The organism is Microvirga flavescens (genome assembly GCF_003290125.1).
GTDB classification, from domain to species: Bacteria; Pseudomonadota; Alphaproteobacteria; order Rhizobiales; family Beijerinckiaceae; genus Microvirga; species Microvirga flavescens.
Map to the genome: position 1 here is coordinate 385854 of NZ_QMKH01000003.1, position 20580 is coordinate 406433.

21 protein-coding genes are annotated in these 20580 nt (G+C 62.4%); 12 read left to right on the forward strand and 9 right to left on the reverse strand.

Annotation, left to right across the window (positions count from 1 at the left end; translation table 11 throughout):
- Window positions 1-128 precede the first annotated feature (128 nt).
- Both DQW91_RS09165 and DQW91_RS09170 read left to right on the forward strand, forming a co-directional pair.
- The gene (locus tag DQW91_RS09165) at window positions 129-947 is read left to right on the forward strand and encodes a protein-disulfide reductase DsbD domain-containing protein (RefSeq protein ID WP_112663279.1); all 819 of its coding nucleotides are present in this window, start codon (window positions 129-131) and stop codon (window positions 945-947) included.
- Window positions 948-989: 42 nt separating this feature from the next.
- Window positions 990-1472 carry a peroxiredoxin gene (locus DQW91_RS09170; protein WP_112663280.1) on the forward strand — a complete coding sequence of 161 codons (483 nt, stop codon included), beginning with the start codon at window positions 990-992 and terminating at the stop codon, window positions 1470-1472.
- A 141-nt stretch (window positions 1473-1613) separates the two neighbouring features.
- On the opposite strand, the gene rnhA is transcribed toward DQW91_RS09170, so the two are convergent.
- From rnhA to ispH, 3 genes are read right to left on the reverse strand one after another with little or no spacing between them, the layout of a single operon-like run.
- On the reverse strand, window positions 1614-2087 hold the full coding sequence (gene rnhA, locus DQW91_RS09175) for a ribonuclease HI (RefSeq protein WP_112663281.1): 474 nt from the start codon (window positions 2085-2087) through the stop codon (window positions 1614-1616).
- Entirely contained in the window at window positions 2084-3049 is a 966-nt protein-coding gene (locus tag DQW91_RS09180; RefSeq protein ID WP_112663282.1) for a homoserine kinase, read from the reverse strand. Before DQW91_RS09180 ends, rnhA begins: the two co-directional genes overlap by 4 nt.
- Window positions 3050-3054: 5 nt before the next feature.
- The gene (gene ispH, locus DQW91_RS09185) at window positions 3055-4017 is read right to left on the reverse strand and encodes a 4-hydroxy-3-methylbut-2-enyl diphosphate reductase (protein ID WP_112663283.1); all 963 of its coding nucleotides are present in this window, start codon (window positions 4015-4017) and stop codon (window positions 3055-3057) included.
- Window positions 4018-4192: 175 nt separating this feature from the next.
- Here ispH and DQW91_RS09190 point away from each other — a divergent pair, with 175 nt between their 5' ends.
- From DQW91_RS09190 to DQW91_RS09200, 3 genes are read left to right on the forward strand one after another with little or no spacing between them, the layout of a single operon-like run.
- A complete protein-coding gene (locus DQW91_RS09190) occupies window positions 4193-6043 on the forward strand; it encodes a monovalent cation:proton antiporter-2 (CPA2) family protein (protein ID WP_112663284.1) in 1851 nt (616 codons plus the stop codon).
- Window positions 6043-7428 carry an MATE family efflux transporter gene (locus DQW91_RS09195; protein ID WP_112663285.1) on the forward strand — a complete coding sequence of 462 codons (1386 nt, stop codon included), beginning with the start codon at window positions 6043-6045 and terminating at the stop codon, window positions 7426-7428. The genes DQW91_RS09190 and DQW91_RS09195 overlap by 1 nt, the downstream gene beginning before the upstream one ends.
- 49 nt (window positions 7429-7477) lie before the next feature.
- The gene (locus DQW91_RS09200; protein WP_112663286.1) at window positions 7478-8215 is read left to right on the forward strand and encodes a DUF937 domain-containing protein; all 738 of its coding nucleotides are present in this window, start codon (window positions 7478-7480) and stop codon (window positions 8213-8215) included.
- A 60-nt stretch (window positions 8216-8275) separates the two neighbouring features.
- On the opposite strand, the gene DQW91_RS09205 is transcribed toward DQW91_RS09200, so the two are convergent.
- On the reverse strand, window positions 8276-8605 hold the full coding sequence (locus DQW91_RS09205; protein WP_157961387.1) for a DUF1127 domain-containing protein: 330 nt from the start codon (window positions 8603-8605) through the stop codon (window positions 8276-8278).
- Between the two features lie 197 nt (window positions 8606-8802).
- Here DQW91_RS09205 and DQW91_RS09210 point away from each other — a divergent pair, with 197 nt between their 5' ends.
- A complete protein-coding gene (locus tag DQW91_RS09210; protein ID WP_112663288.1) occupies window positions 8803-9693 on the forward strand; it encodes a LysR substrate-binding domain-containing protein in 891 nt (296 codons plus the stop codon).
- 113 nt (window positions 9694-9806) lie between these two features.
- On the opposite strand, the gene DQW91_RS09215 is transcribed toward DQW91_RS09210, so the two are convergent.
- Window positions 9807-10733: a DMT family transporter gene (locus DQW91_RS09215; RefSeq protein ID WP_112663289.1), complete on the reverse strand. Its 927-nt coding sequence runs from the start codon at window positions 10731-10733 to the stop codon at window positions 9807-9809.
- Window positions 10734-10887: 154 nt separating this feature from the next.
- Window positions 10888-12666: a cadherin domain-containing protein gene (locus DQW91_RS09220; protein ID WP_198411820.1), complete on the reverse strand. Its 1779-nt coding sequence runs from the start codon at window positions 12664-12666 to the stop codon at window positions 10888-10890.
- 657 nt (window positions 12667-13323) lie between these two features.
- Here DQW91_RS09220 and DQW91_RS09225 point away from each other — a divergent pair.
- Together DQW91_RS09225 and sugE are read left to right on the forward strand one after the other, a co-directional pair.
- Window positions 13324-13614 (forward strand): hypothetical protein, encoded by a 291-nt coding sequence (locus DQW91_RS09225; protein ID WP_112663291.1) that lies wholly within the window; start codon window positions 13324-13326, stop codon window positions 13612-13614.
- Window positions 13615-13745: 131 nt separating this feature from the next.
- Window positions 13746-14060 carry a quaternary ammonium compound efflux SMR transporter SugE gene (gene sugE / locus DQW91_RS09230; protein WP_112663292.1) on the forward strand — a complete coding sequence of 105 codons (315 nt, stop codon included), beginning with the start codon at window positions 13746-13748 and terminating at the stop codon, window positions 14058-14060.
- Between the two features lie 29 nt (window positions 14061-14089).
- Here sugE and DQW91_RS09235 read toward each other — a convergent pair whose 3' ends face one another.
- The 3 genes from DQW91_RS09235 to DQW91_RS09245 form a co-directional block, all read right to left on the reverse strand.
- Window positions 14090-15460 (reverse strand): glutamate--cysteine ligase, encoded by a 1371-nt coding sequence (locus DQW91_RS09235; protein ID WP_112663293.1) that lies wholly within the window; start codon window positions 15458-15460, stop codon window positions 14090-14092.
- A 169-nt stretch (window positions 15461-15629) separates the two neighbouring features.
- Window positions 15630-16769, reverse strand: a complete 1140-nt coding sequence (locus DQW91_RS09240) for a carboxylate-amine ligase (RefSeq protein WP_112663294.1) — start codon at window positions 16767-16769, stop codon at window positions 15630-15632.
- A 171-nt stretch (window positions 16770-16940) separates the two neighbouring features.
- Window positions 16941-17687, reverse strand: coding sequence for a 16S rRNA (uracil(1498)-N(3))-methyltransferase (locus DQW91_RS09245; protein WP_112663295.1), 747 nt, complete (start codon window positions 17685-17687; stop codon window positions 16941-16943).
- Window positions 17688-17913: 226 nt separating this feature from the next.
- Between DQW91_RS09245 and DQW91_RS09250 the strand changes: the two genes are divergently transcribed.
- The 4 genes from DQW91_RS09250 to DQW91_RS09265 all read left to right on the forward strand — a co-directional run bounded on the left by DQW91_RS09250 (window position 17914) and on the right by DQW91_RS09265 (window position 20571).
- Window positions 17914-18378, forward strand: a complete 465-nt coding sequence (locus DQW91_RS09250; protein ID WP_112663296.1) for a hypothetical protein — start codon at window positions 17914-17916, stop codon at window positions 18376-18378.
- Between the two features lie 9 nt (window positions 18379-18387).
- Complete coding sequence (ubiA, locus tag DQW91_RS09255; RefSeq protein WP_425373386.1) at window positions 18388-19329, forward strand: 4-hydroxybenzoate octaprenyltransferase; 942 nt, start codon at window positions 18388-18390, stop codon at window positions 19327-19329.
- A 147-nt stretch (window positions 19330-19476) separates the two neighbouring features.
- Window positions 19477-20280 carry a 3'(2'),5'-bisphosphate nucleotidase CysQ gene (locus tag DQW91_RS09260; RefSeq protein ID WP_112663297.1) on the forward strand — a complete coding sequence of 268 codons (804 nt, stop codon included), beginning with the start codon at window positions 19477-19479 and terminating at the stop codon, window positions 20278-20280.
- 60 nt (window positions 20281-20340) lie between these two features.
- Window positions 20341-20571 carry a DUF4170 domain-containing protein gene (locus DQW91_RS09265; protein ID WP_112663298.1) on the forward strand — a complete coding sequence of 77 codons (231 nt, stop codon included), beginning with the start codon at window positions 20341-20343 and terminating at the stop codon, window positions 20569-20571.
- Window positions 20572-20580: the final 9 nt, after the last annotated feature.

A 20580-nucleotide genomic window follows, 5' to 3' on the forward strand; every position in this document is an offset into this window, starting at 1 on the left:
CGTGGATAGGCGCCCCGCAAGATTCCTTTATTTGTTGCATGATCCGGGCGAACAACCGGTTTCCACTTGTTCTGATCATGCTCTAGGGAATCCCATAAAGGGAAGAACGACAAGAAGGCCTAGGTTCCATGTCATTTGTGCGGCATGCCGCCATTACTACTTTGTTGCTGCTTTTTTGTTCCTCTCCCGCCTGGGCCGAGAGCGCCTCGCCGTGGACGCAGGGGTTTCATTCGCGCGTGCGCCTTCTCTCCGGCGGGCGCGAGGGCGAACGGCTTCTGGCTGGCGTCGAGGTCGAGCTGGACGACGGCTTCAAGACCTACTGGCGCACCCCGGGGGATTCCGGCCTGCCGCCGCGGTTTGACTGGAACGGCTCCCGCAACGTCTCGGACATCGACATCCGCTGGCCCGCGCCTTCAAGGCTCGAGGATGCCGGGGGCGTCACATACGTCTATTCCCACCGGGTCGTGCTGCCCATTTTGCTGCGCGCCGCCGACCCGGCGAAACCCTCGCATCTCTCACTCTCGATCGAATACGGCGTCTGCAAGGATATCTGCATTCCGGCCCACGCCGAATTGAACCTCGATCTCGCGGGGGATGGCGAGCGGGCCGCCATTGCCGCCGCCCTTGCCGGTCTGCCGAAGTCCCAGCCGCTCGGAGCGCCGGGAGACCTCTCCATCCTTGCGGTCACACCCCATAAGGGCGACCGCCCCGCCTTCCTCGTCGAGACCCGCGCCCCGGCAAATACCCAGCCGCAGCTTTTCGCGGAAGGGCCGGAGAACTGGTATCTTTCGACCGCGAAGGCGGATGCGTCGGGCGCTTTCCTCGTCACGGTCGAGGAAAGCCCGAAGGGCGCTCCTACGGTGCAGCCGTTCCTCTTCACATTGACCGCGAATGGACGCGCCATCGAAACGGAACTGCGTCTCGACGCCGGCGAGCGGCCACGCTAGACCGTGGCGTGGAATCATCACATCCCGCATTCGGAGAAGTTCATGACGATCCAGGTTGGCGAGCGACTGCCTCAAGTCACGTTCCGCATCATGACGGCGGAAGGCCCCGCCGCGAAGACGACGGACGACATCTTCAAGGGCCGCAAGGTCGTGCTGATCGGCGTTCCCGGCGCTTTCACGCCGACCTGCCATCGCAACCACCTCCCCGGCTATGTGGAGAAGGCGGCTGAGGTGAAGGCCAGAGGCGTCGATGCGATTGCAGTGACCTCCGTCAACGACGTGTTCGTCATGGATGCGTGGGCGAAGGCCTCCAACGGCGAAGGCGTGGAATTCCTCGCCGACGGCAACGGCGATTTCGCCAAGGCGCTCGGCCTTGCGATGGACGGCACGGGTTTCGGCCTCGGCACGCGCTCCAAGCGTTATTCGATGGTGGTGGACAACGGCGTCGTGACCACGCTCAACGTCGAGGATACGCCTTCCCAGGCCAATGCATCGGGCGTCGACAATCTGCTGAAGGCGCTCTGAGACGCCTGCGGAGGAACAGCCCTCATCCTGAGGAGCCGCGAAAGCGGCGTCTCGAAGGATGCTCGGGAGGTCTCGGAAATCCTTCGAGACGCCATTCCTCACGGAATGGCTTTCAGGATGAGGTCGGAGAAAATTCGGCCATCAAGGCGCGGAAGCTGGCCGCGCCTTTCCGTTTTTGAAGGGCTGGAGCGCCGCGACCGCCAGCTCATCGACCCGGATGTTCATCGGGTCGTCCGCGTGGCCCTTCACCCAGTGCCAGCTGACCTTGTGGCGGGACGCCGCCTCATCGAGCTCGCGCCAGAGATCGTCGTTCTTCACCGGCTTGTTGTCCGCCGTGCGCCAGCCGCGCCGTTTCCAGTTGGCGAGCCAGGACGTGATGCCCTGCCGGACATATTGTGAGTCCGTATAGAGATCGACCGTGCAGGGACGCGTGAGGGCGTTGAGGCCCTCGATGGCGCCGCGCAGTTCCATGCGGTTGTTGGTGGTGTGCGCCTCGCCGCCGGACAATTCGCGCTCCTTGCCCTTGAAGGACAGGATCGCCGCCCAGCCGCCTGGGCCGGGATTTCCCGAGCAGGCACCGTCCGTATAGATCGTGACGCGTTCGGTCTCGCTCATGCGACAAGCCCGTATTCGCGCGCATGGCGGACATGACGGTGAAAGCCAAGCTTGCGGTCGTATTCCAGCGGGTCCTTCGGCTTCACCAATGCACCGGGAGGCACGTTCAGCCAATCGACGAGGCGCGTCAGCATGAAGCGCATGGCCGAGCCGCGGCAGAAGATCGGCAAGGCTTCGATCTCGTCCGCCGAGAGCGGGCGAAGCGCCTGATAGCCCGCGAGCAGGGCGCGCCCCTTCGTCAGGTTGAACGAGCCATCGGCCTCGAAGCACCAGGCATTGAGGCAGATCGCGACATCGTAGGCGAGCGCATCCGTGCAGGCGAAATAAAAGTCGATGAGCCCCGACACCTCGGGGCCGATGAAGAACACGTTGTCCGTGAAAAGATCCGCATGGATCACGCCCGTCGGCAGGCCGCTCGGCCAGGCTTCTTTCAGGAAGGCAAGTTCCTGCCGGGTGCGCTCGGCAAGGCCCGCAGACACGCTGTCGGCCTGAGCCTCGGCCTGCGCGAAAAGCTGCGGCCAGCCATCGAGGGACAGGGCGTTCGGCCGCGCCATCGCGAAATCCTGCCCGGCCAGATGAAGCTTCGCGAGCGCCTGCCCCAGAGCGCCGCAATGCGAAGCGCTCGGACGGCGTACGGCGATGCCGTCGAGAAAGGTGCAGATGGCGGCGGGCCGCCCGGCGAGCCACCCCAGCGCCTCGCCCTGGCGGTTGCTCACCGGCAGTGGGCAATTGAGGCCGCGCTCGGCGAGATGCTGCATGAGAGCGATGAAGAACGGCAGATCGCTCTCCTTCACGCGCTTCTCGTAGAGCGTCATGATGTAGGTGCCGGCCGTGGTGTGGAGGAAATAGTTGGTGTTCTCCACGCCCTCCGCGATGCCCTTGTAGGAGAGCACCGTGCCGATGTCGTAGGTGGCGAGGAAAGAGGCCAGTTCCTCGTCAGAAACTTCCGTATAGACCGCCAAGAAAATTACTCCGCCGCCTGATCGCCGCGCAATTCGCGGGGGAGCGGAAAGAACACGCTCTCATCCGCCGTCGAGACATTCTCAACATCGACCTCGAAGCGCTCGGCGAAGGCGTCGATGATTTCCTCCACCAGAATCTCCGGCGCGGAGGCCCCCGCCGTGATGCCCAGCCGCCGGATCGAACCGAACAGCGACCAATCGATATCCTCGGCGCGCAGGATCAAGCGCACGAGAGGGCACCCTTCCCGCTCCGCGACTTCGCGCAGGCGCTGGGAGTTCGACGAATTGGGCGAGCCCACCACGATCATCGCATCCACCTGCGGCGCGACGCGCTTGACCGCGCCCTGGCGGTTCGTGGTGGCGTAGCAGATGTCTTCCTTGTGCGGACTCACAATCGAGGGGAAGCGCGTCTGCAGCGCCTCGATCACCTCGCGCGTGTCGTCCACGGAGAGCGTGGTCTGCGTGACGAAGGCGAGATTGTCCACATCGGCAGGCGCAAGGTGCGCCACGTCCTCGACGGTCTCCACCAGCGTAACAGCGCCAGCCGGCAACTGCCCCATCGTACCGACGACCTCGGGATGGCCCTCATGGCCGATGAGGACGATGTGGCGGCCACGCTTGTGATGCACCTGCGCCTCCCGGTGCACCTTGGTCACCAGCGGGCATGTGGCGTCGATGGCAAAAAGATTGCGCGTGGCGGCGGCCTCAGGCACCGCTTTCGGCACTCCGTGGGCGGAGAAGATCACCGGGGCGGTGCCGTCGGGAACCTCATCGAGCTCGCGGACGAAGATCGCCCCTTTCTTCTTGAGGCCCTCCACCACGTATTTGTTGTGAACGATCTCGTGGCGCACATAAACCGGCGCGCCATGCAGGGCGAGCGCCTGCTCGACGGCATCGATGGCGCGGACGACGCCCGCGCAAAAGCCGCGCGGCGCACAGAGCAGGATATCGAGAGGCGGTTTGGTCATATTGCGGCGATGTGGCGAGAGCCGCCCCCCAATGTCAAGCCGGGGCGACGCTTATTCGCGGGTTGGGGGGCTCCGGAACGCCTTTGATGTCATTCCGCCGCAAGAAAGTCTCGCCCTCACGCTCCAGACCCTCTAGAACCGACAAGGTCCCTTCAACTTCCGATTCAGAACGAGCATGGCGAACGCCGCTTCCCACGTCAGCTTTTTGCCCCCCATCCTGACCTTCTGCGGCGCGGCGGTCGTCGCGGTGCCGTTGTTCCGCCTGGCCGGGCTCAGCGCCGTTCTCGGCTATCTGGCCGCCGGCGTCATCATCGGCCCTTCCGGCCTCGGCCTCATCGGGGACCCGGAATCGATTGCGACCGTGGCCGAGCTCGGGGTGGTGCTGCTGCTCTTCATCATCGGGCTCGAATTGAAGATCTCCCACCTTTGGGACATGAAGCGTGACATTTTCGGGCTCGGCACGCTGCAGCTTGCGATCACCGGGGTCGTTCTCGGCGGCGGAGCGGTTGCTGCCGGATTTTCCGTCACGACCTCCGTCGTGATTGGAATCGCGCTTGCCCTTTCAGCCACCGCCATCGCCCTGCAGATGCTGAACGAGCGCAACGATCTCCAGACGCCGTACGGCCAGCGCTCCTTCGCGATCCTCCTGTTCCAGGACATCTCCATCGTCCCGATCCTCGCGCTGCTGCCGCTGCTCGCGACGGGCACCGGCATGGCCGACAGCGGATGGGACGTGGGCAAACTTCTCACTGTCGGCAAGGCGCTCGCCGCCATCGTCGCGGTGATCCTCGTCGGCCGCTATGGCCTCAACCCCTTCTTCCGCATTCTCGCCCGCAGCGGTGCGCGCGAGGTGATGACGGCGAGCGCCCTTCTCGTGGTGCTGGGCGCCGCGATGCTGATGAACGAGGTCGGCCTCTCGATGGCGATGGGCGCGTTCCTCGCAGGCCTCCTGCTCGCGGAATCGAACTTCCGCCATCAGCTCGAAGCCGATATCGAGCCTTTCCGCGGCATGTTGCTCGGGCTTTTCTTCATCAGCGTGGGCATGTCCATCGACGTGTCGCTGGTGCGTGAGAACTGGCTCATCATCGCGCTGGCAACGCCCGTCGTCATCATCGGCAAGACATTTGTCGTCGCCGTTCTGTCAAAGCTCTTCGGCGCGACGTGGCAGGATGGCCTGCGCTCCGGCGTGCTGTTGTGCCCGGCGGGCGAATTCGCCTTCGTGCTGCTGCCCGTCGCCACGGGCCTCAAGCTGATGACGGGCTCCACCGCGCAATTGATGACAGCACTCGCTGCGATCACGATGCTGTTCGGCCCCATCGCGGCGACGGTGCTGGAGCAATGGCTGAAGCGCCGCCCCAACGATGCGGAGCCGGAAACGCACGCCGACATCAACAATGCGGAAGAGCTCTCGAGCCGCGTTCTCGTCATCGGGTTCGGGCGTTTCGGCCAGATCGTGAATCAGGTGCTGTTGGCGCAGGGCATCGACGCGACGGTGATCGACCGCGACGTGGAGCGCATTCGCGATGCGGCGCGCTTCGGCCTTCAGGTCTATTACGGCGACGGCACGCGCCTTGATGTGCTGCGCGCGGCGGGCGCGGAAAAGGCGGAGATGATCTGCATCTGCACCGACAATCCCGAAGCGACGCTCAAGATCGTCGAGATCGTGCATGAGAACTTCCCCAACGCCTTCAGCTTCGTGCGCGCCTATGACCGCATCCAGGCTATCAATCTCATGAATCTCGGCGTCGATTATCAGCTCCGCGAAAGCTTCGAATCCGCCATCGCGCTCTCCCGCGCCGCCCTCGAAGAGCTTGGCGTCGATCCGGATACGGCGGCGGCCACGGCGGACGACGTGCGCAAACGCGACATCGCCCGCATGATGCTGCAGAAGACGAGCGGCTTCATGGGCGGCGCGGAATTGCTGGTGGGCGCGAAGATCGAGCCCGAACCTCTCGTGACGCCGAGCGGAAAAGCGCGCGCCCTCAACGCAGAGACGCGTGACATTCTTGGCGAAGGGGCTCTTTGATGGAAACGCCCCCCGCATCGGAGCTCGCCGCGCAGCGAGCCGAGACGCCGCGCTTTGTCACCGGCTCCACCATGCGCCACGTTCTCGTGATGACGGGAACGGCGACGGCGGGGCTGATCGCGATTTTCATCGTCGATCTCATCTCCCTTCTCTACATCTCATGGCTCAGGGACCCGAGCCTCACCGCAGGCGTCGGCCTTGCGACCGTCGTGATGTTCTTCACGGTGTCGATCAATGTCGGCCTGATGATCCCCATCGCCGCGCTCGTCTCGCGCGCGCTCGGTGCGCGTGAATTCGACAAGGCGAAGCGGCTCGCGACATCGGGCTGTTTCTGGATGACGCTTCTCGCAACCGGCGTGAGCGTGATCGCCCTTCCCTTCATCCCGCAGATCCTGCGCCTTCTCGGCGCGAGCGGCGATGCATTCCGCGTTGCGGAGAGCTTCCTTTGGATCGCGCTGCCCACGCATGGGCTCATGGCCCTTGGCATGGCCTTTTCCAGCGTCCTGCGCGCGGCGGGGGACGCCAAGCGCAGCATGTACGCGACCTTGTCCGTCGCCATCGTGACGGTTGTGCTCGACCCGCTCTTCATCTTCGGCCTCGGCCTGAAATCGAACGGCGCGGCAATCACCATCGACATCGCCCGCGTGGCCTATGTCTATGTGAGCTATGTTTATCTCAAGCGGCACCACAATCTTCTCGCAAGCGTGAACCTTGCGGATCTAAGACGCTATGCGCGCCCGTTCTTCGCCATCGCGATTCCGGCCATTCTCACGAACATCGCGGCGCCCGTCGCCAACGGCTTCTTCACGAGCATCATGTCCCGCTTCGGGGACGAAGCCATCGCGGCCTCCGCCATCATTGACCGGCTGACGCCCGTTTCGTTTGCCGGCCTGTTCGCCCTGGCCGGTGCTGTCGGCCCCGTGCTCGGCCAGAACTGGGGCGCGAACCGGTTCGACCGCATGCGGCAGACGATCAAGGATTCGCTTACTTTCACCATCATCTATGTAGGTGTCGTCTGGCTTGCCCTGTTCCTGCTGCAGGGGCCTATCGTCCACGCCTTCAACGCGCATGGACTGACGGAGGAACTCGTGCGGTTCTTCTGCCAGATCAGCGGCCTTGTCTGGCTCTTCATCGGCCTGATTTTCGTAGCGAACGCCTCGTTCAACAATCTTGGCTTTCCGCTGCTCTCGACCTTTTTCAACTGGGGCCGCACCACGCTCGGCATGATCCCCTTCGCCTATTACGGCGCGGTGATCGGCGGACCGAAGGGAGCCTTGATCGGCGTCGGCTGCGGTTCCGTGGCGTTTGGCGTTGCGGCGATTTTCACGGCCTTCTGGACAATCCGGCGTCTTGAGCGGCAAGCTATGGCAAGATCGCCCGCCTGATCCATAATCTGGCGGGAGCCTGAATGGCCGCCCTTTCGAGGAGCCCGCGATGCAGACCTGGTTCGATCTGATGCGCCAAGCGCAAGGCAATGCGGGCTTTGATGGCATGATGAGGCAATTCAATGTCTCATCAGCACAGACGCAGCGCGCAATGGTCGCGCTCATGCCGGCTTTCGCCCTGGGGCTTCAGCACGCCCTCGCGAATTCCGGTGACCCTTCACGGCTTTTTCCCGGCATCGCCGACAGCCCCTTTGCGGACATGTGGAAATCGACGGCCAGGGCGTTCACGCCTCAGGCCGCCGAGGTCGGCAAAAGGATCCTCGACCAGCTTTTCGGTTCCGATGAAGCCGCCCGCCAGGTGGCGCAACAGGCCGCCACGGTCACCGGCGTCGGGGTCGAGGTCATGCAGCAGATCCTGCCTCTGATGGCCGGAATTTTCGCGGGCAGCGTCTGCCATTGGATGACGCATTCGGAGCATATGGGCGCAATGCCCGCACGCAAGGCGCCGGAGCCCGAGCCCAACCCCATGCAGGCGTGGATGGATTTCTGGACAAGCTCGCTGCAAGGAAAATCGACGGGAAAGCAGAAACCTCCCACCACTCCTTTAGAGGCCGTGATGGCGCCCTTTATGGGCGGTTCACTTGGCACCCCGAAAGCTCAGCCCACGCAGCCCGCCGACCTTTGGGGCGAGATGCTCGGAGCGGGAGCGGAGATGCAAAAACAATATTTCGCGTCTCTCCAATCGATCATGGAAAATGTCTGGTCGCCGCAAAAGAAGACGCGCTGAAGAGCACGGCCACGCCGCAGCATGGCCGTGCCATTTGAAACGATCAAAGTCTGGGCGTTTTCAGCCGGCGGTCTTTACCAGCGAAACCACGGGTCGCTCAGTCTTCTTTGCCACAGGAGATCGCTGAACCCGCGCGCGCCGTTCGACCGATCGAACCAAAAGGACGGACGGGTTGTTGAACACCGACTCGTCGAGCGCGCTGTCCACATCGCTGCGGGTCAGGCCGATGTCTTTCAGCATGCGCTCATCGAACTCGGCGAGAGCGCGAACCTCACGGCGATGCTTGAGGGCTCGCAGGAACACAGCGGCTTGCGCGAGGGAAACCCGGATCACACGGCCGACCAGCGTCGACCCGACCGGGGACACAAGGGAAGTGGACGAATGGGTCATGGAAGTAACCTTCTCGGGCTCGCTGCTAAAAAAGCATGACAGGTCCATCACGCGAAACACATGCCCCGCGCGGGTCCAGCCATTGCCGAATCCTTGAATTTCAAAGGATCTGGGACAGACTAAGCCTCATTTTTTTCATCACTTGAAGCGATTGTTTGTCATGTGTTACATCAACGATATTGATGATGAGGCCCGCCATGCACCTTCTCGATATCGACCAGCTCCGGACATTCGTCGCCATTGCCGACACGGGTTCCTTCACCCGCGCGGCCGAAATCGTGCACAAGACCCAGAGCGCGGTTTCCATGCAGATGAAGCGTCTGGAAGACCGCGTCGGGCGCGCACTCTTCGAGCGTGACGGGCGCCTCTCCAAGCTGACGGACGAGGGCGAGCGGCTGCTCGACTATGCCCGCCGGATCGTGCGCCTCAACACCGAGTGCATGGCCTCCTTCAACGACAACGAGCTTGTCGGCCGCGTCCGCCTCGGCCTGCCGGACGATTATGCCGACCGCTACCTGCCCGAGATTCTCGCCCGCTTCTCCCGCTCGAACCCGCGCGCGGAGGTAGCGGTGATGTGCGAGCCCACGCATCACCTGATCGACCGGGTGCACAACGGCGATCTCGACATGGCGATCATCACCCATGTGGACCGGCGCGGGCCTTCGGAGATCGTGCGGATCGAGCAGCTCCTCTGGATCACGTCCTCCCGCCACGCCGTGCATGAGGAAGCGGTGCTGCCGCTGGCATTAGGCCGGCCCAATTGTGACTGGCGGCACTCGGCGACGCAGGCGCTGGAAAGCGCGGATCGCGCCTTCCGCATTCTCTACGTGAGCTGGAACTCCACCGCCGTCGGCGCGGTGGTGCAGGCGGGCCTCGCTGTTTCCGTTCTGCCGGAGAGCGCCGTGCGTCCGGGCATGCGCGTTCTCGGCCCGTCCGACGGGTTCCCCGCCCTGCCCTCGTGCAAGATCGGCCTGATCCGTGCGCGGTCGGAGCCCAATCCGCTTGCCGATGCGCTCGGCTTCCACATCAAGCAATCGCTCGACAATCTCGGCTCCGCGCGCACGGCCTACCTGCCCGCCGCGGAATGAGCTTGGCGCGAAGGCTTAAGCCTTAGAGTCTGATCGTGTCTCTTTGAAACACGATCAGACTCTCCTTTATTTGTTGCATGATCCGGCGAACAACCGGTTTCCACTTATTCTGATCAAGCTCTAGCGGGACGCGTCAGGACGAGGACGTTTCCGGCCAGCGCCAGAACGACGCCCACGAATGCGGCGAGTGTCCAGACATAGCCTTCGAGCGCGGTCGAGACAGCAAGCGCGATGATCGGGAACAGAACCGTCGCATAGCCCGCGCGCGCCGCGCCGAGGCGGCGCAGCAATGTGAGATAGCTCGCAAAGGCGAGAACCGACGCGCCGATGGCGAGGTAGACCAGCGAGCCGATATATTTCAACGTCGGTTCGATGATGAAGGCGTTGCCGCGCACGATGTTGACGAGGACGAGAACGCCCGTGCCGTAAGTCATCGCCCAGGCATTGGCCGACAGAAGCGGAATGCCCCGCCGCTGCACCACCGTCGAGATCATGTTCCCCGAGCAGAAGAACAGCGTGCCGAGAACGCAGAAGGCAAGCCCGGTGAGCGCGCCCTTGTTGAGGCCCGCGCCTGCGATCTCCGGCCAGAACAGAAGCCCGATACCGACGACACCGACAATCCCGCCGAGCGCCACGCGCGGCTCGATCTTCTGGCGGAAGAAAAGCGCGCCGAGGATGAGATTGAAGATCGAGGCCAGCGAGAACACCACCGCGAGCAAGCCCGACGGCACATGAAGCCCGCCGTAATAAAAGCAGATGAAGTTGAAGGAGAAGAGGCAACAACCGGTCGCGACGAAGCGCAGATGATCGGCGCGTGAAAAGCGCACCGGAAGTCCCGAGAACAGGACCCAACCCCACATGACCGCAGCGGCCAGGATGAAGCGCCACAGCACCGACATCTCCGGCGCGACGACGCCGAGCTGGGCATGAATGCCGATCCAGCTCACACCCCAGAGAAAGACCGTCGCGGCGTAAAGACCGAGATCGACCTTGTTGAATCCACCGTCCGCCGGCTTTGAAACTTGCATTGTGTGATTCATTGGCAGCCTCCCATGAGGCGCATGCCTACGCCTGCCAATGAAAGAAAACCAATGACGAAATGTCATGGTTTGCGATGCTCTTCCTGATGAAAGCAGGTACGTTCCTCCCGGGTGCATAACCTTCTCGGGCATCGCACCCGGGAGACGACTTCCGTCAGATGACGATAAAGTCGAGATGGCTCATCGTCTTGAGGTTTTTCGACAGGGTCGCGAACTCGATGGCAGCGCCCTTGCCGGAGCCGTCAGCATCGTAAAGCAACTTGCCGGTTTTGGGATTGTAGATGATGCGATCATCCCTGTCGTGCGCCTTCGAGCCGATCCAGAACGCGCTCTCCGACAACACGCCCTTGCCCCCGATCTTGCTGAAGATCTTTTTCGACAGATGGATCGTGTCGTCCTTTACGCTGAAGTCCCTGATGAGATCGACGTTGGCCTTTGTCTTGTCGACCTTCGTGTCGAACACGAAGATGTCCTTGCCCTTGCCGCCGGTCAGCGTGTCCTTGCCGAGTTTGCCGTAGAGCTTGTCGTTTCCGCGCCCCCCGACGATCACATCGTCTCCGCTCGAGCCGGTCACGACTTCCTTGTCGACGTTCTGCACCGTGATCGTGAAAGTGTTCTCGATATAGGCTCCACCCGGGTCCTGAACCCGGATGGTGATCTGGTGAGACTTCACCTGCTCGAAGTCGAGCTTGCACCCTTCGGCGACGACAAGCTCCCGCCCTTTGATCGCGAAGATATCGCTGCCGCCAACGATGCTGTAGCTCAGCGGGTCCCCATCGGGGTCCGAAGCCGTAATATGACCAATCACGGTTCCGTTTTTCACCGCCTCCTTCACTACAGTTGGAGAAAGACCAAGAGCGGTAGGCGCATTGTTGGGAGAGCCGTCAACGACGATCTCGACGCTCGTCGTTCGCCACCCGTCATCCTGCAATTGAATGGAAACATTGCGGGTACCCGTGACGCTGTCGCCCGACTTGGTGTAAGTCAGTGCACGGACAACTTGCTGGACCTTGTCGGATGTCGCGAGCCCGTCGCTGAATTGTATTTCAAAGTCATCGGAACTGGACGAACTTGACACGATCACGCCGATGCTCATGCCATCAACCAGAACGTCGCTGCCATATTCCAGTCCACGGGAGAGCTTCACCCCGCCGCTTGTGTCGATGCCAAAACTCTCATCGGCCTGCTTATCGGCGAGTATGACACGCAGCCCTCTGAAAAACGCGCCGTCATCGCTGATGAGCGCATCCTGCCCCCTGTCGAGATGGACCGGCCTGCTCCCCAAGCGGCTGACATATCCTCCAAGATTCCGGACTTGAGGCGCAAGATTTTCATCAGGCGGATTTGAACCAACTTGAATGACATCGATACCGTTGCGATGAATCGTGGCGATCTCCTCAGCGGTGAGCGTGGCACCGCCCGTGAGCACCAGCGTGTCATACGCCGTCTTCTTGCCGTCGACCTTCAGCGCGAGCGACTTGTCTTTCAATATGATGGTAGCGCCGTCGTTTTGGAGAACGATGTTTCTGAAACCTGAAACGAGTATGTTTTGAAGATCGATATTCGTTTCCGTTATATTGAGGAAGTCCGTGTCCGTCGCCTGCCCGCCATAAATCATCTGGACGTCAGCCAATTGGGAGGCACGAATTTTGAGAGTATCGACACCGATGGAGCCGCGAATGCTTTCAATTCCGGAAAACTTGGCGAACTCCGTGAAGTCGAAGATGCCGCCCTCCGCGAGGAGGATCGTGTCGGCGTCGCCCCCACCTCCGTCGATCCTGTCCCCGTTGGTAGTAGTGTTCCAACGCGCGACAAAAACATCGTTCCCTGCCGTCCCGGTCAGGTCGTCGAGACCCTCCGTGAGAACTAACGAGCCTTCAGGAGAAACGCTCACCTCAACGTAAGCATCGATCCAACCGGTATCCGTTTCCAAGCCAATCATCACCGTGGCTAGGTCAGCGGGGTCTTCTCCTGCTTCAGTATTGAGATAGGTAAAAGACCTGAGAAGCACTTGAACCCGTTCGGATGTTGCTCTCTCGTTAAAGGAGAATCCCAGGTAGCCGGCACTCCCAATGGACACTTCACCAATGTCATATCCATCGACCGAAATGCGGCTTCCTCCGTTGAGGCCGTCAGAAAGTTCGATCCCGCTTCCTGTCAAAAGTCCGAGGCTATCGCCTGAAACGTTCGAATACAAAAGCACAAAGAGGCTTACAAGAGGTGCATCGCCGCTGAGCACGGCATCTCCTCCGGCATCAATACGGGTTTCCGTGCCGCGGAATGCGTAGACATGATCTCCGTCGAGTCCCCTGAGCGTGGGGGTCGCGGCGAGCGACGTGTTCAATGACGGGAAATACCTCTGCGCAGCCACAATCATGTCCTCCAAGACCTATATGCGACGAACAATCCGAAATACGCTTGTACTTAACGTATTGATATAATATATCGTACCACTTTCATTCGTCAACCTTGACTAGAAAAGCGCATGCGAATGTCGCAAAGGAGCGATATAGAGGGTTAGGGTGCCCGCAGATAACAAGCGCTTGGGCTCATTTCAGCCTCTCATTTCTCAGAAAGGACTTTTTCTTCCATGAAATACTTTGCTCTCGTTGCAGCACTTGCCACCCTCGCCGGCCCTGCCCTTGCGCAGGAAAAAACCGACAACAAGCCGCTCACGCTCAGCGTGCGCCCCTCGGGCTATAGCGAGCTTTCCGACGATCCTCGCACGCGACAGGAAAGGCTGATGAAGCAGATGGAAGAGAACGATTTCAAGTTCCGTTCGATCTGCATGCAATGCGGAGACAAGTGGAAGCACAACACCTATGCTCCGTTCGACCCGCAGAGCGTTCTCAATGCCCGCAAGCGGGCGAGCGCCGAATAGCAAGAGCCACCTTTCTCAAGCCCGATACCCAACGTATATTGCAGGCATCGCGACAACACGCGACAGCGGGGACGACCCCGCCTTTCAGGAAAAAGCGGGAGGGACGGCCCTGCCCATGATGGAGATCGTTCATGGCGTGGACCTACCTTTTCTTTGCCGGTTTGTTTGAAATCGGCTGGGCTATCGGTCTCAAATATACCGAAGGCTTCTCACGCCTCGTCCCATCCGTTCTCACCGTGATCTGCATGGCGGCGAGCGTCTTCCTGCTCGCCCTTGCGCTGAAGACGCTGCCGGTCGGTACGGGTTATGCAGTGTGGACCGGCATCGGCACGATTGGCACAGCCATTCTCGGCATCGTGCTGTTCGGCGAGCCCGCGACAGTGGCGCGCCTTGCCTGCGTCGGACTGATCGTTGCCGGCATTCTCGGATTGAAGATGGCGGCCTGAGGCGGACCGCCACGGCTCTCACATCGAATTTAATAAACGCACTCGCGGAACGCTGGAAGAACCGAGCCTTTCCACTCGCCGTGGAAGCGTTCAAGCAGGCGCTCCGCCGATGTGCGGCCGGAGGAAACGATCTCGTCGAGATATGCGAGATGATGCGTTTCATCGTGTCCGGATGCATCGATGAAGGCGCGGCTTTTCAAGCCCGCCTTCGCAATCGCCAAAGCATCGCGCGCAACGTCGCGCACGCTGCGCCCGGCGATAGTGGCGCCGAGAGCGAGCTTCGGCACATCGCGACGCACCTGCTCGCGCTCTTCTGCGGTCCAGCCCTTCACGAGATCCCACGCCGCATCGAGCGCAGCGCGATCATAGAGAAGGCCGACCCAGAAGGCGGACAAGGCCACAACGTGCGTCGGACCGCCCACATCCGCACCGCGCATTTCGAGATAGCGCTTCAGGCGCACCTCCGGAAACAGCGTCGAGGCATGGTTCGCCCAGTCCGACTGCGTCGCGCGCTCACCAGGAAGCTGCGCGAGCTTTCCGGCGAGAAGATCGCGGAAGGAGGCTCCGGCCACATCGTGATAAGTGTCGCCGCGCTTCACGAAATACATCGGCACGTTCAACGCCCAATCCACATAGGCCTCGTAGCCGAAGCCCTCGTCGAAGGCGAAGGCCATCATGCCGGTGCGGTGCGGGTCCGTATCGCGCCAGATTTCGGAGCGCATGGAGAGAAAGCCGTTGGGCTTTCCGTCGGTGAAAGGCGAGTTGGCAAACAGCGCCGTCGCGATGGGCTGCAGCGCCAGCGACACGCGCATCTTCTTCACCATGTCGGCTTCGGACTCGAAGTCGAGATTCACCTGCACGGTTGACGTGCGGTACATCATGTCGAGCCCGAGCTTGCCGACCTTCGGCATGTAGTTCGTCATGATGCGATAGCGCGCCTTCGGCATCACGGGTGTTTCGGCGCGCGTCCACAGCGGGCTCATGCCGAGCGTGAGGAAACCGATGCCGAGTTCGTCACCGACCTGCTTTGCAAGAGCCAGATGCTCATCCAGCTCGCGGGCGGTTTCATGAATGGTCCGCAACGGCGCGCCGGATAATTCGTATTGCCCGCCGGGCTCGAGCGAAATCGCCCCGCCAGCCTTCTCGTCCACGAGGCCGATGGGGTTGCCGTTCTCGATGATAGGCTCCCACCCGCTTGCACGCTGCATGCCATCCAGGAGGGCGCGAATGCCGGTCTTGCCATCGTAAGGCACCGGAGAAGCGTCCGCCGTATGGAAAGGAACCTTCTCGTGCTCAGTGCCGAGGCGCCACGCGTCACGGGGTTTCTCCCCGGCGGCGATCCATTCGATCAGCTCAGATCGTGCGCCAATGGGAGTCGCATCCGAAACGTCACGCGCCATGAAATGCCTCATAGGAAAGGCGCGGGCTCGATCCCCGCGCCTGATGGTCGGTCGCGTGTAAATAGGCGTCCTGTGGCCAAGCTGCAATGAGCCCGGCACAATCCTCTCCCGCGTGAGGTGAGGATTGCTTTCTGGCTTTAGACGCTGATCGTGTTTTTTCGGGACACGATCAGTGCCGGACCACCGGCTCCCCGATCGTTTCCGCCGATAGCCAATCGACCACACCCGCCAGGGCATCACGATTCGACAGCCCGCGCCCCGAGGCTTCGGTGAAGAGCGTGAGCTGCTGGTCGGCGCTGGTGCCCCGGGCCACGATCCAGCGCGCCAGATCGAGCTCCCGCTCGCAGCCGAGCGCCTGTGCGTCTTCGGCGACGAGGGCGAGAACCTCGTCCAGCACCTGCCGCACCGGCTTCGCGCTGCGGCTTGCCTCGTCCACGAAACTGCCATGGATGCCATAGCGCTGTGCGCGCCAACCGTTCTCGTCGTTGATCGCCCGCGAAGCGCCGGTCTGGCCCGCGTTGAGCTTCGGGTCGCGGGACAGGTGGCGCACAAGGCAGCGGAACAACGCGGCAATGGCAATGGTGTCATCGACGCGCGTGCAGCTGTCGGCGACCCGCAACTCCAGCGTCGGATGCCTCAGCGAGGGGCGGATGACCCACCACACATAGCTCGAATTCTCGATGGCCCGCGCCTCGACCAGCGTATCGATATAGCGCTGGTAGTCGGCAGTATCCTGAAAGAGGTCGGGAAACCCCGTGCGCGGCAGCTCCCGATAGGCCGCGAGGCGATAACCGAGAAGGCCTGTGCGCTGCGCCTGCCAAAACGGGGAGGAGGTGGAAAGCGCCAGGAACAGCGGCAGGTAGGGCTGCATGCGGTTCATGATGTCGACCCGCGCCGCCAGCTCCGGCACCTCCACATGGACATGCATGCCGCACACCACCGTGCGGTTGCCGACCATCTGCAGGTCGTGCATCACCTTGCCGTAGCGCGGCTGCGCGTTCGGGCGCACCCGGCTCCAGACGGCAAGGGGGTGCGTGCCGGCGGCGATGATCGAAAAATCGAACTCACCGGCTATCGCCCCGACGGAACGGCGCAGACCCTCGAGGGAGGCCCTGGCCTGTGCGAAATCCTCGCTCGGCAGGGTTGCGACCTCGATTTGAGGCTCAAGCATTTCGGTCTGAACCTGATCGGAAAGATTTTCCCGGCAGGCCGCGAAGAACTCCTTCATTCTCCCGCGTGCGACGTCGCGTTTGGCGACGTCGTTCACGAAGTACTCTTCCTCGATACCGAATCGGAATTCCCCTGTCATACCGACTCTCCTCTCGATTTTGTTTCGCTCTACGCTGGCGAGTGGGATTGATTACTCGAAAGCCCTCCCAACCTGCGGCTCATTGAGGCAGGATTGGGGCGCTTGCGCCTCGAACGGCTAAGCTTCTGAAGTTGCTGATTTATCGGTGGAGGTTGTCGGCGTCAGGCCGACTCACCGCCAGTCCCCCAGAGTCGCCTGGACGATGGCCAGCGCGGCCACAGCCGCGGTGTCGGCGCGCAGAATGCGGGGTCCGAGCGAGATGCGGACACATCGTTGGCGTGTGGAGACAATCGCCCTCTCCTGATCGGTGAAGCCCCCTTCGGGACCCACGACAACGGCAAGCCCCTCGCCCCGGTTCCCCGCGGCCGCGAGTGCCTCGGCAGGATTCGCGATAGCGGCGTCCTCGTCGCAGAAGATAACGAGGCGGCCAGGCTCCAGCGCATCGAGCGCCTTGGCGAAGCTCTCCTCTTCCCGAATGTCGGGAATGGAGAGAATTCCGCATTGCTCGGCGGCCTCGATGGCGTTGGCGCGCATGCGGTCGAGATTGACGCGCGTGCTCTGCGTGCGCTGGGTCAGCACCGGCTGCAGCACGCCCGCCCCCATCTCGACGGCCTTCTGCACCATGTAGTCGAGCCGGGCGTGCTTGAGCGGCGCGAAGAGATAGGTCAGGTCCGGCCGGGGCGTCTGCTCGCGGGTTCGCTCGACGCAGACCAGATCGGCCGCCTTGCGCCCCTCGACCGCGACGCTGGTGAGCCATTCACCGTCGCGCCCGTTGAAGACGAGCACACGGTCATCCGAGCGCAGGCGCAGCACGTTGAGGAGGTAGTTCGCCTGCGCACGGTCGAGCTCGACCCGCGCGCCCGCTTGCAGCGGAGCTTCGACGAACAGGCGGGGAGCGTTGAAATCGTATGCGGCCATGAATGTGCCCGGAGCTTGTGCCCCGGCTTATCGCAAGCGCCGCGCAAGCGCTATCCCGCCTTACAAAGGACATGGGGATCGTCTAGCCGCGTGCTCTGACACACTTTTGAACGACAAACTGAAGCCTGCAGCGGGCGTGAGGCCTTTCACCCCTTGGCCTTTAAGGGCGTAACCTGCTAACAGGGTGCCTCGCGCGATGCGTCGCGCTTCGTGAAGGACTTTGCCGATGCCGTATGCCCGTTCGCTCCTTGCCGCAGCTTTTGCCGCCGCTGGCGCTTTCGCCTCGGCCCCCGCCCTTGCGCAGGCGTCTTCCTGCCAGGATGCACAGAAGTTCCTCGGCGAACGCCAGGGCATCATTCAGCAGATCAACAAGCTCGGCGGCGAGGGAAAGAAAAAGCAGGTCGATCCGCGAGATGCCTGCGCAGTCTTCACCAAGCTCGTCGCCAACGGCAACGCCGGCACGAAGTGGATCGAGTCCAACAAGGATTGGTGCCAGATCCCTGACCAGTTCGCGGAAAGCTTCAAGCGCGACCACGGCCAGGCGGTCGAGATGCGCGGCAAGGCCTGCCAGGCTGCCGCCAAAATGGCTGAGATGGAAAAGCAGGCCAAGGCCGCGCAGAAAAGCGGCGCAGGCCGCCTCGGCGGTGGCGGCCTGACTGGCGAATACAAGATGCCGCAGGGCGCGCTCTAAGGAGCGCCCGTGGTGACGGAGCCCGGCTCAGCCCTGCCCGACGCGGTGCGCGGCCATTGGGCCGACCGCCTCGCTCCGGCTTCCCTTCGTCCCTATTTGCGCCTTGCGCGCCTCGAGCGGCCCATCGGCTGGTGGCTCCTTCTTCTCCCCTGCTGGTGGTCGGCGGCACTTGCTGCAATCGCCGGTGGGCAGGCATGGCCGAACGTCTATCACTGCGCACTGTTCCTCATCGGCTCCATCGCCATGCGCGGGGCCGGATCGACCTATAACGACATCGTCGACCGCGATCTCGATGCCCGCGTGGAGCGTACGCGAGACCGGCCCCTGCCGTCCGGACAGGTGAGCACGAAGAGCGCGACGATCTTCCTTGCCCTGCAATGCCTGATCGGCCTTGCCGTTCTTCTGCAACTCAACGGCTTCGCCATCGTCCTGGGTTTCGCCTCGCTTGGCGTCGTCGCGCTCTATCCGTTCATGAAGCGCTTTTTCTGGATGCCGCAGATCGTGCTCGGCTTCGCGTTTTCGTGGGGCGCGCTGATGGGGTGGGCGGCAGCCTTCGGGTCGCTGAGCACCGCGCCGCTTCTGCTCTATGCCGGCACCATCGCCTGGGTCGTCGGCTACGACACGATCTACGCTCTGCAGGACATCGAGGATGACGAGATCGCCGGCATCAAATCCTCCGCGCGCTTCTTTGGCGAAAAGGTCAAGCTCGGCATCAGTACCTGCTACCTGTTCGCGGTGGCGATGATCGGCCTCTCCCTCGTCCTCGCCGGTGTCGGCCCCTTGGGCCTTATGGGCCTTCTCCTCTTTGCCACGCATCTCGCCTGGCAGGTCGCCAAAGCCGACCGTCATGACGGCGTTGGAGCGCTGCGTCTTTTCCGCTCGAACCGCGATGCGGGCCTCATCCTGTTCGCGGGGCTGGTGCTCGACGCGCTCGCGAAAGCCGCCGCGTGAAGCCCCCGATGGGCGTGCAGGCAATGGACTTGCGCGCCGATAGCCGCACGGTCTCGCGAAAAGAAGGCACAATGCCCAATTTAAAGGCCTGCATCCTCACCGCCGATCTGGTACGAGAGCGGTGCAGTTTTTGATGTTCTCACGCTGATGTTCGCATCCACCTCCTCATCCCTGGCAAAGGCCCTGATGCCCGACGTGCGCGAAGTCGCGCGCGCCGCCGGGGCCATCGCCATGCCGCATTTCCGGGAAGGCGAACAGACGGCAGCGCGCCTCTGGTACAAGGAGGGAAAATCCCCCGTCACCGAGGCTGACATCGCGGTCGATACCTTTCTGAAGGAGCAACTCCCCTCGCTCCACAAGGCGGGCTGGCTCTCCGAGGAAACGACGGACGATCCGTCCCGGCTCGATCAGCGCTTCGTGTGGGTGGTCGATCCCATCGACGGCACCCGCGCCTTCGTCGCCGGTAGCCCGGACTGGTGCGTCGCCATCGCACTTCTCGAGGAGAACCGCCCGGTTCTCGGGGTGGTCTACTCCCCTGTCGGCGATGTGTTCTATGAGGCCGTGCTGAACGGCGGCGCTTTTCGCAACGGCGAGCGCCTTAGCGTCCCGGCGGCGCTCCGGCCCGAGCCTCTGCGGATCGCGGGGCCAAAGCCGATGGTAGACGACCATCTGAGCCAGACCGGCCCGGCGGAGCTTCTGCCCAAGATTCCCTCCCTCGCCCTCAGGATCGTGCGTGTCGCGGACGGCACTATCGATGTGGGCCTCGCCTCCCCCAATTCGCACGATTGGGACATCGCCGCGGCAGACCTGGTCCTGAGCGAAGCGGGCGGGCGGCTGACCGACCTTTCCGGCGCAGCGCCCGCCTATAATCGGCCCCATCCAACGCATGGCGAGTTAATTGCCGTTCCGTCATGGTTGCATCCGCGCCTCATTGGGGCCATGAGAACTTGAACCTTCGGCTAGGCCTTTTGGGCCGCATTTCTGCACTTCGAACAGGAGCGTCACTTCCCCATGACCGATAAGCCCGGCAAGCAGCTGCTTCACCTCGTTTTCGGCGGAGAACTGACCGACCTCGAATCGGTCGATTTCAAGGATCTCTCGAAGCTCGACATCGTCGGCATTTTCCCCAACTACGCGACGGCTCATGCGGCCTGGAAAGCCAGGGCGCAATCCACGGTCGACAACGCGCACATGCGCTACTTCGTGGTTCATCTGCACCGCCTGCTCAATCCGCAGGACTGACCCGTAAGG